Consider the following 14,053-nt stretch of genomic DNA (forward strand, 5'->3'; position numbering starts at 1 on the left):
ATACTCGTCTTTTAATGTAATAGGATTGTTGGAACAAAGTAACTTTAAATTTTATAAGGCTTTAAACTTGCTGGCTGTTGCGAAATTGTAGAATTGATCGAAAAAAACCAGCTTATTGATTGATAAGCTGGTTTGATAAAGCGAGGTTATAAATAGCAAGGCTACAAATTAGTCATCTAGCTGTTGTGCATCGGCTTCTAGTAAACCATCTTGCTGCAAGGCTTCAGACAACTCGATGTTTTGTAAATCAGCGCTGTGCAAATCCGCACTGTTTTGTAACTTAGTACCATCTTGCGCGATATTGTCAGCTAATTCTGACGCTACAATATCTTCGTCCAGCTCGTCTTCACTACCGCCTTCAACCAAAGCGATGGAAACCAATGATTCATCTTGTGAAATACGAATCAGGGTGACGCCTTGCGCATTACGACCTGTTTGCGCGATTTGTCCGACAGGTGTACGCACCAGCGTGCCTGCATCAGAAATCAGCACAATATCATCGGCATCGGTTACCGCTAATGCCTGCACCAGCTCGCCATTACGCGCCGTGGTTTTGATGGCGATAATGCCTTTACCGCCACGACCTTTGACAGGGAAATCAGAGACAGGTGTGCGTTTGCCAAAGCCACGCTCACAAGCACATAAAATCTCGCCTTGCTGCGGCGCAACAACCAACGACACCACACGGCTAACCGCAACGACACTGTCATTGTCTTGGTCATCTTGGCTATCGTCTTCAAGCTCGGTGTCCTCGTCTTCTATACCTTGATTGGCCAGTAGCGTCACCCGCATACCGCGTACCCCTTTTGCGGTACGACCCATCGCACGGATTTTACTTTCATTAAAGCGAATCGCTTTACCTTCATTGGAAAATAACATGATGTCTTGCTCGCCATCGGTAATGGCAACGCCAATTAAGTTATCGCCGTCGTTAAGTTCAACAGCGCGAAGTCCGTTGGCGCGAAGGTTTTTAAATTGTGACAATTGGACGCGTTTTACCATACCCGATGCGGTTGCAAAGAACACATAGCTATTGTCATTTTGCTTGTCGTCTTCGGTCACAGGCAAGATGGCGGTGACTTTTTCATCGGCATCCAATGCAATTAGATTGACCATCGGACGGCCACGCGAACCACGGCTGGCAATAGGCACTTCAAACACTTGTAACCCAAACACACGGCCCCGATCGGTAAAAATCATCACGTTGTTGTGCGTCGATGTGACCACCATATGGTCAATGACGTCATCTGCTTTCATGGCAGTGGCTGACTTTCCTTTACCCCCGCGTTTTTGGGCGATGTAGTCACTGATAGGCTGGGTTTTGGCATAACCGGTGCGTGAAACAGTCAACACAACGGTCTGTTCAGGAATCAAATCTGCACGACTAAAGTCACTGCGGCTATCGACGATTTGGGTTTTGCGTGCATCGCCAAAATCCTCACGGATTTGGATTAATTCGTCTTTGATGACTTGCATTAATTGGTCAAAGTTATCCAAAATGCTTTGTAATTGCGCAATGAGTGCCAAGATTTCTTTGAATTCTTGCTGTAGCTTGTCTTGCTCTAGCCCTGTTAAACGGTGCAGCTGCATATCCAAAATAGCATTGACTTGGTCAGGCGATAGACGATAATGTTGGTTGTCATCAATCAGGCCATATGGGGCGTTTAGGTCTTCGCCTTCAATCACATCAGGGCGAATCGAATGACTGCCTGCTGCCTCTAACATGGCAATCACGCCACCTGACTGCCAAGTATTGGTTAGTAAGTTATCGCGGGCTTCTTGGCGGTTTGCCGATGCCTTGATAGTGTCAATAATACCATCAATGTTGGCAAGAGCAATGGTAAGACCTTCGAGCAAATGACCACGCGCCTGCGCTTTTCTGAGTTCAAAAATAGTACGGCGAGTGACGACTTCTTGGCGGTGACGCACAAAGGCGGCAATTAAATCACGCAACGTCATGATTTTAGGTTGACCTTCATCTAAGGCAACCATGTTAATGCTAAAACTCGATTCTAAAGGCGTCTGGATAAATAAATTGTTAACGATGACTTCCGCGTTTTCACCGCGTCTTAAGTCAATGGCGATACGCATGCCATCTTTATCTGACTCATCACGAATCTCGCTAATGCCTTCAAGTTTTTTATCGCGTACCAATTCTGCGATTTTTTCAATCAATTTTGCTTTATTGGTTTGATACGGAATCTCGGTAAATACAATACGTTCACGTTCTTTATTGGCGCCCGTTTCACTCATCGGTTCGATGTGATATTTGCCGCGCAAATGCAGGCGACCTTTACCGGTGCGATAAGCATCGACAATGCCTGAGCGACCATAAATAATACCGCCTGTTGGGAAATCAGGACCGGTGATATGCTGCATGAGCATTTCACCAGAGATGTGCGGGTCATCGGCATAGGCCAAACAGGCATTAATCACTTCCGTCAAATTATGTGGCGCCATATTGGTCGCCATACCCACCGCAATCCCTGTGGCACCATTGACGAGCAAATTTGGAATACGGGCTGGCATGACGCTTGGCATTTGCTCCGAGCCATCATAGTTTGGCTCCCAATCCACAGTGTCTTTATCCAAATCACCCAGCATTTGGTGGGTCAGTTTTTGCATGCGCACTTCGGTATAACGCATCGCTGCGGCGGGGTCGTCATCCACTGAACCAAAATTACCTTGACCATCGATGAGCATATAGCGCATTGAGAACGGCTGCGCCAAGCGCACAATTGCGTCATAAACTGCAGTATCGCCATGCGGGTGGTATTTACCGATAACATCACCGACCACACGCGCCGATTTTTTGTAAGGTTTGTTAAAGTCGTTTGATAATTCATGCATCGCGTATAACACACGGCGATGAACAGGTTTCAGCCCATCACGCACATCAGGTAAAGCACGGGAGACAATTACGCTCATGGCATAGTCGAGATAAGATTGTTTTAATTCATCGACGATGCCAATGGGGCTAACGGAATCGGTGGACATGCACGCTCCTTTTATCAAGCTACTTAAATATACGAGTCATCTTATTTATTTTACTTTTCAAGGCGATAGCTAAGTTAACAACCATGCGTTTAAAAGCAATGCGCAATTTTGACCAAAAGTTGCAAAAAAACCCAATCAAAACTTTTAGAAAAGTAACACAGATGACTTAATATTTTTAGGATAGTAAAAAGGAATAATTATAGCATAAAACGCATGATTTAGCAGTTAACCCACCGCCAAATGTCGACGGTAACATCAAAATATCATGCTTTAATGGGTGTTATTTTACCCCCATGGCAAACTGCCCAAACTTTACCAGTTATTTTTACAAGCTATAAAATAATCAGATTAAATCTGAGGCTCGATATCAAACTGTCTAATGACAAAGCCTGTTGATAAACAGGCTTTGTTAAATGGGTATCAGTTAAGTGCGTGTTGGTTAATTGGCTATAGCTTCAGGCTATCGCAAATTCAGAACTGGCTAAACTTAGAACTGGCTAAACAATGTCTGTGCCACACCCATACAATACGGCGTGACTAAACCATGATATTGCATAGCGACGGCTTGTGATGGATTGCCCCCGTTGGCGGCAGCAATCGCGGCAATATTTTGCACTTTGCTAGCAAATCCTGCCTGCATTTTTTCTGATTGAGACTGGATGCTATTATTGTTGACGGTATCAAAACCTAACGTTTGATAAACCGGTTTTTGACGCGTGGCGCGATTGGTGACATCGATATCAATAATTCCCAACTTGGTCGCGCTAGTTTTATTAGTATCTGTGTCCCATAGCGTTTTCATCAAGCTAGTATTTACGTCAAAGAACACCATCGGATCTTGGTTACCACCACACATAATGACAGGCATTGTTGGTAAATAGCCACGCAAGTCATTGGCTTTCAACGCTTTACGCAGGGGATGTTCAGGCAGTGTGGCAGGCACTGGGCTATAGTTGGTATAGCCTTGTAAATAAGGCACTGCCCAATCGACATTTTTTTGGGCATCCGCCAAGTACCCTAATCGGTAGTCATTTTTGACTAAATACTGCGTCGTATCAAAACCAAAACTAAATGCTGGGTCAGACGGTGATAACGCATCCAGCGTTGAATTTCCCGTTGGGGCTTTTTGAAACATCGCTGAGGCAGGCAATTTACCACTTAAAACGAGCTGCATATCAGTCATGCTGGCGCTAGGCAGTAGCGAGGGGATTTCATCAGCATTGGCTGGCGCGAACATGTCACTGGGTTTGGCATAAATATTGCCATACTGCTCTTGATAGTTGCGAGCCATCAGCGGGGCAAAAAACGTCGCACCGAGCATAACTTTGCCACCAAATACCACATCACCAAAGGCTTCCATAGCATAGGGTCCAGAAATTGGCAGTGCTGCTGTCACAGGCTCTTTGAGCGTTTCAAGATAGCGCGTGGTTGCCATGGTGACATAGCCACCTTGAGAATAACCTGTGATAAACAATTTGCCATTGTCAGCGACATTGGTTGCACTGCCTGTGCGGCGTACCACTTCCCTGCCTGCTTTTAACGCATCTGCCATCTCGTGTGACTGCTGCTGGGCATTGAGGTACGGATGATAAGCTAGGCTTGATTTGTCATAACCTGCATAATTGGGTGAGATAACCACATAGCCTTGCCCTGCAAACAAAGCCGCTAACAATGTCGCCGCCGGTCCTGCTTCATTATTGGCATTACCGACTTCTGCAAAATTATAGGCTTTGGTCGTTGCCGTACCGTGGGCATTGAGTACAATGGGTCGATTGCCGCTACAGCTTGCATCCGTGCCTGTTGGAATAAACACAGCACCCGTCGCATCGGTCTTATTACCTTTGACATCGACGGTATCATATTGCATGTATTCAACACGCACACCGCACTTGGGCGTGGCTGCAACTTGGCTAAAATCGGGATCTGTGGTATTAAATAACTGGGTTAAGGCGCTGGGGGTGAGATTTTTGGTCGTTAATGGATCTTTGATTAAATTACCTGTGGGCAGTGAAGCAACGCCTGTTTTGGCAGGTGGCGTTGTCGCGGAATCATTATCGCTACCACAAGCGGCTAAGGTTGAAGCCAGCCACACCGAGATAAAAATTTTGGTTAGGTTAAAAGCAGGGTGGATTAAATCAGACTGACGGTGCATCTCATACTCCTTATGAGGAAATTAATGGTTCATATCCTTGAACAACGCATCATATTACCCAAAAAAAACGGGCATGAAAGCGATACACTCATCATGCCAGTTTTTATACTATTTGAACATCCGTTTCTAAAAAAAATTACTACTGAAACAAAAAAACCTAAAGTAGCTCTAAACAGGTTTGCGTTTAAGCTTGCTCCAAACCGCAGTTACTGGGCCCGATAAGGCGTAAATCACGCTAATCGCGAGCAATCCTGCAGGAATATTATACAGTACGATACCGAGCGCAAACACAATCAAAATCAATACCACAAACGGGACACGCTTTTTATCAAATTCTTTAAAGCTATAGTATTTTAAATTACTCACCATCAAAAAGCCGGCTATCACCACCCAAATGGCTGCCAAGATTTGAAAAGCGGGACTGGTCGCAGGCAATTCAACTTGCCAATCCATATGTACCATCACAAACGTCGTGACTAAAATAGCGGCTAACGGACTTGCTACCCCGACAAAGTATTTTTTATCAACGACACCAATTTGTACATTAAAACGCGCCAGTCTCAGCGCGGCACAGGCAGCATACACAAAGGCGCAAGCGATACCAATACGCCCCAACGGCTCTAACGCATAATGATAAATCAATAACGCAGGCGCCAGTCCAAACGCGATGCAGTCGGCTAGCGAATCTAGCTGCTCGCCAAAGGGACTTTGTGCATTGAACAGCCTTGCAGCCCGACCATCTAACCCATCTAGCAATGCCGAGATAAAAATCGCCACACAGGCACGCATATAATGCCCTTCCCCCAACGCGCTTTGGGTAATCGAATAAAATGCCGCAAGCAGCGACAATAGCGTAAATGAATTGGGAATTAAATAAACGCCTTTTTGCGCAATCGTTTTGTCAGCGACACGCGCATTTTCAATGACTTCAAAGGTGAGCCCATCGTAGTCATCGGTTTCTGCCAATTCACGGTTACGCTGATGCTCAAGCTGAATTGGATTGATATCCTTAGTGTGCTGTTGCGGCTGTTGCAGCTGTTGTAATGCGTCGATGGGTGCCTTGATAAGGGTTGGTTGGTTATTATTATCGTTATTCATTGATTATCCTTGCAGGTTGTCTCTTGCAGGTCGTCTATAATAAATCGTCTGTTGCTAGGTGCATCGAGCTCGGTAAAAAATTGCAAATTTAGCGGGTTTTGTGACCAGTTAACCCGCCAAGTGTGAAATTATTCGCCAACCAACCATTGTACTTTGGTGCGCTGCTCCACACTCATTTGTGGGCTTTCAGGATGCTGCAAAATTGGCTGTAGATATTGCAAAATTTCTTCGGCTTTAGCATCAAATTGCCAAGGTGGGTTAATCACCAACATGCCTGTCCCATTTAAACCCATCGGCAAATCGGGTGGGAAAATATTCAGCTCAAGCACTAACTGACGACGGATTTCGGTGCGTTTCATTTTTTTATAAAACAGCTCAACCGCATCGTTGTTTTTGATGGGGTACCAAAGAGCCAACACCCCGGTTGACCATTTTTTATGCGCTTTGACCAACAAATCTACCAATGCGCTAAAATCACGGTGTTCCTGTTCAAAGGGGGGATCGATTAAAATCAACCCGCGTTTTTCTTGGGGTGGTAACACCGCCAAAATCCCTTCATAGGCGTTGCGATGTTGCACGCCAATGGGCAATTGGTGCAGTTGGTAGTTGAGCGCATCAAACTCGCTTGCTTTCCATTCAAACGCTTCGGCGCGATTGTTAATCTCTGGGTGCGCGTCTTGTTGTTTTTCGATGTGATGGGCAATAAACCAAGGCGAACCTGGATATACATGCTTGTCGTAGAATTTTTTGGCGTAGCCAATATCTTGTAGATAGGTTTGCACCGCCTGTGGTGCTTGGCTGTTATCTTGCGCTAGCAGTTTGGTAATGCCATGGATGGCTTCGCCCGTTTTTTTGGCTTCATCACTGGCAAGTGAATATAAACCACGCCCACCATACGCATCCAAAATATAATAAGGTTTTGGCTTGGCGCTCATCATCTCAAGTAATTGGAGTAATAAAACGTGTTTTACCACATCAGCGAAGTTGCCCGCGTGGTAGCTGTGTTGATAATTCATAATAAATTTTTCGTAAACAAATTAGCAGGTATGGTAGCATAGCTATCAAAAATTGGCGAAGTTTTTGCTAGAAGTTTTTGCTAAAAATTGCCCAGTTAAATGTTAAACAATGCTGGAGGAAACACAGCGCACATGCCAGAGTTGAATTTTATCCCGCCCAACTGGTTTGAAAAAATAAACGATACACAGCTTGACGGTCTGGTTAATGACGGGTTTATCGTGCTAGATGACTGTTTTGACGTCAATTTTTTTCAGGCGTTACAAAAAGAGAGTGGCTTGATTGACTATCAAGCTGCCAATTTGACGCAGGGTGAGCGAATCACTAGCATTCGCGGGGATAGCACCCGCTGGATTGATGAGCGCTGTCCGATTGGTATGCAGTATCTACAAGCGATTAATGAGCTTGCGCAATTTTTTAATCAAACCTTATACACAGGCATTCGCCGTAGTGAAGCCCATTATGCCCGCTACCCTGCAGGGTTTGGTTATCAGTGGCATTCAGACAATCCGCAAGGACGTGATGAACGTGTGTTATCGGCAGTTTTTTATCTCAATGAGAGTTGGGGCGCGCACGATGGCGGTGAAATTGTCGTCATCGACCAAAATGACACACAGCAACAATTACAGCCGCAAGGTAACAGATTGGTGATTTTTAATAGTAACTTAGTCCATCAAGTCGCAATCACCCATCGTGAACGCTTCTCCATTGCCACTTGGATGAGAAAAGATGGGCTAATTAGCCAGTAATAAACTTGCCGCAATCCCCCACATCACAACCCCGATGAGGATATCAAGAATTTTCCAAGACAGTGGTTTGGCAAATAGCGGCTGCAGCACACGCGCACCATAACCCAAACTAAAAAAGAAGATAAACGAAGATAAAATTGCACCCAACGCAAACGCCAGTTTATCGGTAACCTGTGACGCAATCGTCCCAAGCAAAATCACCGTATCTAAATACACATGGGGATTGAGCCAAGTAAATGCCAAGCACATGGCAATTACTTGTTTTAAATTACCAACGTCTTCACCCTGCGCCACGAGCGATTGGTTTGATTGATAAGCCGCAATAAAACTTCGGGCACCATACACAATTAAAAACAACGCCCCTGCGTATTTGGCGATGGTAATAATCAGTGGAAATTGCGAAATCAGCTTGCCAAAACCAAACACACCACCCGTAATCAACACCGCATCGGATAACGCGCAAATCAAACACACGATGAACACAAATTGTTGTTTTAGCCCTTGTTTAAGCACAAACGCATTCTGCGCACCAATCGCCAAAATTAGGGAAAAGCACACGCTCATGCCCATGAAAAAAGTAGAGATATTCATCGGTACCATATGTCCCCAGTAACATTCGCAAACAACACAAAAAAGCCCAGTAAGAAAAAAAGCGCAGTGAGAAAAAAAGCGTATTGTAGCCAAAATGCTGAGCGATTGCGAACAATGCGACCCGCTAAGGCGCTAATTTATGCTAATATGCAGCGCAAATAAGCGAGATTTTTGAGAGATTTTTAAGAGATTTTAAGGAAACGAGAATGACTGATTATGCCAGTAACGCGACTGATTTAGACCACCTTCAAGCGCAGACCTTAGCACTGAGTTTACAGCTGATGCGCGAGCCATCAGTGACGCCGACTGACTTTGACTGTCAAAATATACTGGCTGAGCGGCTTAACCACCTCGGCTTTGATTGTGAGTTTTTATACTTTGGTGAAAAGGGCGCAACAGGACGCGAAGCAGAAGTCAAAAACTTATGGGCAATTCGTCAAGGTCGTGGGCAGGCGCAGGCGCCCGTATTATGTTTTGCAGGACATACCGATGTCGTGCCCACGGGCGATGTCAGCCAATGGACCTATCCGCCATTTGAACCTACTATCAAAGATGGCATACTGTATGGGCGTGGTGCTGCAGACATGAAAACAGCGATTGCGGCATTTACTGTCGCTGTTGAAAACTTTGTCGCCAAGCACCCCAATCATCACGGCTCAATTGCTTTCTTAATTACCGCTGATGAAGAAGGTCCTTCGGTCAACGGTACAATCAAAGTGGTGGAAACATTGCAATCTCGCAACCAGCCAATAACTTATTGCTTGATTGGCGAACCCTCTAGTACTCACACCTTGGGTGATATCATCAAAAATGGTCGCCGTGGCTCGCTTGGCGCCGTTGTGACGGTGACCGGCAAACAAGGCCATGTTGCCTACCCGCATTTGGCAGTTAACCCCATTCATTATGCTTTGCCAGCACTATCCGAGCTTTGTAGCCAAACTTGGGACAATGGCAATGCGTATTTTCCTGCCACCACCCTGCAAATCTCCAACCTTCATGCAGGCACTGGGGCTAACAATGTGATTCCTGCAACTTTAAGCGCCGAGTTTAATTTTCGTTTTTCCACTGAGACCAACGATGAGAAACTTAAAGCAACTACCCATGCGATTTTTGACAAGCATTTTCAAGACGGTGCAGCCAGTTATCACATCAATTGGAAACTATCGGGCAACCCATTTTTGACGCCACAAGGCAACCTCGTGGGCGCCTGTCAATCCGCGATTAAAGCCGTGACAGGGACAGATACAGAGCTTTCAACCACAGGCGGCACCTCAGATGGTCGTTTTATCGCAACCTTGAATGTTGACAATAGGTCGCCTGAAGTGGTTGAGCTTGGCGTGCGTAATGCAACCATTCACCAGATTGATGAGTGTGTAGAGGTTGAAGATTTGGGTAAACTTGCCGCAATTTATGAGCAAATATTACAAAACTTGCTGTTAGACTGAATACTATTAACCCAAATACTGCATGCTAACAACCCAGTGATACGGCTAATTTTGCTGGGATGGCAATCTTCGTGGGCGTGGCAACTGATTATTTACCCAAGCCAAATGATTATTCACCCAAGTCAAATGACATCAAAGACCGTTACTTTTTGGCTGACGCATTAAGCAAGTGCGGGTCATTTTTCATGGGTAAATTAATTTAGCTGCTGCTCATTAACAATCTAGTATGAAGAAGAACCTAGCATTCAGCTTAGTCTAGTTCGTCTAACCAAGCCATTTGAATCGCTTCTAGTTGTTTTTCGGTCGATTTGGTTGGGTCATCGCCAAATTCTTCTAACTGCGTCACATACCGATGCAAATCAGTAAAACGAATATATTGCACGTCTTCATCAGGGTATTTTTCAGAAAGTTGAATGGCAATTTCTAATGTGTCGTTCCATTTAAGGGACATATTTTTCTCCAGTTACTTGATGGGGGTGAGTTTTTTGATTTCGTTAAGATTGTCTTGCCAGGTTTTGATGACAGGGTGAGTTTGTTCATCTTGCTGTACAATGACACTGGTCGGTTGCACTTGCTGGTCTAGCATCAATACAATTTTGGTCAGTGCCACCACATTTAAGTCATTTTTCACCCAAAACTCGTGGCGAAAATACAGGTATTTTTTATCCCAAGCCAGTAGTTGACTGCGAAGCGTCAATTTATCAAACAAAAAGCTTTCTTTGATGTAGGTTAATTGTTGCGATGCAATCACCCAACCTAGCTTGTCCGTTGGGCGTTGCTGCATCAGCCACTGTTGGATATTAAGCTCAATAAAGCTTAAGTAGCGATAATTAGGCACATGGTGACGAAACCCCATATCATGTGGCAAAATCCGATAGTGGCGGATAATCGCATCGCTATAGCTTGGTTTAGATGACTTTGCTTTATCGGATTTTAGCATCAAGCATAAGATAAGATAACGAAGTAATAAATTCATGAATTTTCCTTGTGATATCCGCCTAATTATAGCAAATAAAAAACCCTGACTAAACTGATTAGTCAGGGTTGATTGAAGTCAAAAAAACTTAGTGACCTGTACCATTGATATGGCGAATCATGTCTTCCACCACTTTTTTGGCATCGCCAAAGATCATCATGGTTTTGTCCATGTAGAACAAGCTATTATCAAGACCTGCGTAGCCGGCACTCATTGAGCGTTTGATGACCATCACTGTTTGCGCTTTGTTTGCTTCAAGAATTGGCATACCAAAGATGGGTGAGTTTGGATCGTCTTTTGCCGCTGGGTTGACCACGTCATTGGCACCGATAATCAGCACAACGTCAGTACCTGCAAAGTCGGAGTTGATTTCATCCATTTCTAAGATGTCTTCATACGGTACATCTGCTTCAGCCAATAGTACGTTCATATGACCTGGCATACGACCTGCCACAGGGTGAATCGCAAAACGCACGTCCACACCTGCTTCTTTTAGCATTTCATAAAGCTCTTTTACCGCATTTTGGGCACGGCCTTGCGCCATACCATAACCTGGCACAATGACCACACTGCTAGAGTTTTCCATCATAAAGGCGGCATCTTCAGGTGAGCCTGTACGGTAAGTTTTGGGTCCGGTATCTTCTTGTGTCGCAGCGGCTGAGCTGCTTGACATACCGCCAAACAATACGTTCAGCAGTGAACGGTTCATGGCTTTACACATAATGTAGGACAAAATCGCCCCAGATGAACCGACCAGCGACCCTGCGATAATCAGCATTGAGTTGCCTAGGGTAAAACCGATACCGGCTGCCGCCCACCCAGAAAATGAGTTAAGCAAAGATACCACCACAGGCATATCACCGCCGCCAATCGGCGCAATCCACATCCAGCCAAAAATAATAGCCAAAATGGTCATCGCATAAAACGCTGGCATCGATTGGGTGGTAAAATACATAATACCAAATGCTAACATCGCGATGAACAATAGCGCTTGGACAGGTTTTACCCAAGTGCCTTTAAGCGTCTTTGCCCAGCTTTTTGCCGCCAATTTACCAAAAGCAAACATTGACGCTGAGAAGGTAATCGCACCAATAAAACAGCCCACAAACAACTCAAACCGCGCGATGGTGCTATGCTCGACGCCGGTATGCAACACGCTCGCCAGTGCAATGGCAACTGCCGATAGACCGACTAAAGAGTGCATCAAAGCCACGGTTTCTGGCATTTGCGTCATGGCGACAGTGCGTGCTTTCCAAGTACCAACCACAGCGCCTAGCACCATCGCGCCAACAATTAATACAAATACCGGACTGGGTGCTAAAAAAAAGGTAGTGATAATAGCAATCGCCATACCTATCATACCGAATCGGTTACCACGGATGGCGGTTTTTGGGCTTGATAAACCCCGTAAGGTTAAAATAAATAGCACCGCACCAATCAAATAAAACCAATCCGCATGTTGGGCGACCCAATTCAAATTCTCATTCATCAAGCATTTCCTTCTTTGTTTGGCTCAGCTTTGGCTTTTTTATCTTTTGATTTAAACATCGCTAGCATACGTTCCGTCACCGAAAAACCACCAAAAATATTGATGCTGGCTAGAAATACCGCAAACGCACCCAAAAGACTTGTTGGGGTAAACATATTGCCATCGATGCTGACGGTCTGCAGCATGGCACCGACGATAACGATACTGGATAAGGCATTGGTCACCGCCATCAGTGGGGTATGCAGTGCAGGTGTTACCCCCCAAACCACGTAATAACCCACAAAAATAGCCAAAACAAAGATACTAAAGATTGCCACAAATGGGGTGGCAGATGTCGCAGACGCTAATAGGGTCAATAACATAAAACCTCCTAACCTCGATAGGTAAAATTAAATGAAAATTAGGTTAGCGACTGGCTAACAATACTTGACCTTGGCTAGTAACCAGCAAGGCTTTTTGGATTTCATCTTCTGGATTAAGCGCAAACACTTTATTGTCATCCATCAAGGTTGCAAAAAAGTTATACAAATTGTTGGCATACAATGCCGATGACTGCGCCGCCAAGGTCGATGGAATATTGGGCACACCCATGATAGTGACACCGTTTGGGGTGATGATATTTTGTCCGACCACTGAGCCTTCTACGTTGCCGCCTGTTTCTACGGCCATATCGAGTAAAATTGAGCCAGATTTCATTTTATCGATGGTAGCTTGGTGTATCAAACGCGGGGCATTGCGACCAGGAATTTGAGCCGTGGTAATCACAATATCTGCTTGACTGACCGCTTTATCGACAACCGCGGCTTGGTCTTTGATATATTGCTCAGACGGTGTCCAGGCATAGCCGCCTGTGTCTTTGGCTTTGGCTTTTTCCTCATCGCTCATAGGGACATCAAGCCATTTACCACCGACTGACTCCACTTGATCACGCACGGTGGGACGTAAGTCACTGGCTTCCACAACGGCTCCCAAACGACGAGCGGTGGCAATCGCTTGTAGACCCGCGACGCCCACGCCTAGGATGACAATACGCGCAGGTTTCACCGTACCTGCCGATGTCATAAACATGGGGAAAGGACGACCAAACTGGTTAGCAGCCAAAATCACCGCTTTATAACCTGCCAAGTTGGCTTGGGATGACAGCACATCCATGTTCTGTGCTCGCGACAAAGTTCGCGGCAATAGCTCCATGGCATACACTTTGGCATGGCGATTGGCATAGTCCTGCAAATTGGCATTGCGATACGGATTCATCATGCCGATAACAATTGCTTCTTGTTTTAGCTGGTTGATTTTTTCAATCGGTAAGCTATTGACCGTGAGCACCACATCACTTGTTGAGATCGCATCATCAACAATTTGCGCCCCTGCTTGTTCCAACGCATCATTGGTAATAAACGAACCTTTACCCGCATCACGTTCGACCACAATACTGTGACCCAACTTGATGAACTTTTTGATGGTATCGGGGGTAATCGCAATCCGATTTTCATATAATGCAGTTTCCTTTGGTACACCAATTTGCATACACTCTCCTCAAGC

12 protein-coding genes are annotated in these 14,053 nt (G+C 45.2%); 2 read left to right on the top strand and 10 right to left on the bottom strand.

Annotated features, from left to right (window positions below):
* Positions 1 to 168 precede the first annotated feature (168 nt).
* The 4 genes from gyrA to RTN07_RS04485 all read right to left on the bottom strand — a co-directional run bounded on the left by gyrA (position 169) and on the right by RTN07_RS04485 (position 7,263).
* A complete protein-coding gene (gene gyrA, locus RTN07_RS04470) occupies positions 169 to 2,997 on the bottom strand; it encodes a DNA gyrase subunit A (RefSeq protein ID WP_312176117.1) in 2,829 nt (942 codons plus the stop codon).
* Between the two features lie 487 nt (positions 2,998 to 3,484).
* Positions 3,485 to 5,149 carry an alpha/beta hydrolase family protein gene (locus RTN07_RS04475; protein ID WP_312176119.1) on the bottom strand — a complete coding sequence of 555 codons (1,665 nt, stop codon included), beginning with the start codon at positions 5,147 to 5,149 and terminating at the stop codon, positions 3,485 to 3,487.
* Between the two features lie 168 nt (positions 5,150 to 5,317).
* Complete coding sequence (gene pssA / locus RTN07_RS04480) at positions 5,318 to 6,247, bottom strand: CDP-diacylglycerol--serine O-phosphatidyltransferase (protein WP_312176120.1); 930 nt, start codon at positions 6,245 to 6,247, stop codon at positions 5,318 to 5,320.
* Positions 6,248 to 6,375: 128 nt separating this feature from the next.
* Positions 6,376 to 7,263 (bottom strand): 23S rRNA (adenine(2030)-N(6))-methyltransferase RlmJ, encoded by an 888-nt coding sequence (locus tag RTN07_RS04485; protein WP_007116651.1) that lies wholly within the window; start codon positions 7,261 to 7,263, stop codon positions 6,376 to 6,378.
* A gap of 132 nt (positions 7,264 to 7,395) precedes the next feature.
* Between RTN07_RS04485 and RTN07_RS04490 the strand changes: the two genes are divergently transcribed.
* Positions 7,396 to 8,010, top strand: coding sequence for a 2OG-Fe(II) oxygenase (locus RTN07_RS04490; RefSeq protein WP_312176121.1), 615 nt, complete (start codon positions 7,396 to 7,398; stop codon positions 8,008 to 8,010).
* Here the strand turns inward: RTN07_RS04490 and RTN07_RS04495 are convergent.
* Positions 7,996 to 8,610 (bottom strand): LysE/ArgO family amino acid transporter, encoded by a 615-nt coding sequence (locus RTN07_RS04495; RefSeq protein ID WP_227716754.1) that lies wholly within the window; start codon positions 8,608 to 8,610, stop codon positions 7,996 to 7,998. The genes RTN07_RS04490 and RTN07_RS04495 overlap by 15 nt on opposite strands.
* Before the next feature lie 197 nt (positions 8,611 to 8,807).
* Between RTN07_RS04495 and dapE the strand changes: the two genes are divergently transcribed.
* Positions 8,808 to 10,046 carry a succinyl-diaminopimelate desuccinylase gene (gene dapE / locus RTN07_RS04500; protein WP_312176124.1) on the top strand — a complete coding sequence of 413 codons (1,239 nt, stop codon included), beginning with the start codon at positions 8,808 to 8,810 and terminating at the stop codon, positions 10,044 to 10,046.
* Between the two features lie 250 nt (positions 10,047 to 10,296).
* On the opposite strand, the gene iscX is transcribed toward dapE, so the two are convergent.
* The 5 genes from iscX to RTN07_RS04525 form a co-directional block, all read right to left on the bottom strand.
* Positions 10,297 to 10,497 carry a Fe-S cluster assembly protein IscX gene (iscX, locus tag RTN07_RS04505; protein WP_007116656.1) on the bottom strand — a complete coding sequence of 67 codons (201 nt, stop codon included), beginning with the start codon at positions 10,495 to 10,497 and terminating at the stop codon, positions 10,297 to 10,299.
* Between the two features lie 12 nt (positions 10,498 to 10,509).
* Positions 10,510 to 11,022, bottom strand: a complete 513-nt coding sequence (locus RTN07_RS04510) for an acyl-CoA thioesterase (RefSeq protein WP_007116657.1) — start codon at positions 11,020 to 11,022, stop codon at positions 10,510 to 10,512.
* A gap of 88 nt (positions 11,023 to 11,110) precedes the next feature.
* Positions 11,111 to 12,499 carry an NAD(P)(+) transhydrogenase (Re/Si-specific) subunit beta gene (locus RTN07_RS04515; RefSeq protein ID WP_312176208.1) on the bottom strand — a complete coding sequence of 463 codons (1,389 nt, stop codon included), beginning with the start codon at positions 12,497 to 12,499 and terminating at the stop codon, positions 11,111 to 11,113.
* A gap of 11 nt (positions 12,500 to 12,510) precedes the next feature.
* Positions 12,511 to 12,873 carry a proton-translocating transhydrogenase family protein gene (locus RTN07_RS04520; RefSeq protein ID WP_050324454.1) on the bottom strand — a complete coding sequence of 121 codons (363 nt, stop codon included), beginning with the start codon at positions 12,871 to 12,873 and terminating at the stop codon, positions 12,511 to 12,513.
* Between the two features lie 43 nt (positions 12,874 to 12,916).
* A complete protein-coding gene (locus RTN07_RS04525) occupies positions 12,917 to 14,038 on the bottom strand; it encodes a Re/Si-specific NAD(P)(+) transhydrogenase subunit alpha (RefSeq protein ID WP_099833975.1) in 1,122 nt (373 codons plus the stop codon).
* Positions 14,039 to 14,053: the final 15 nt, after the last annotated feature.

This window comes from Moraxella sp. CTOTU46934, assembly GCF_031979465.1.
Taxonomy (GTDB): domain Bacteria; phylum Pseudomonadota; class Gammaproteobacteria; order Pseudomonadales; family Moraxellaceae; genus Faucicola; species Faucicola tetraodonis.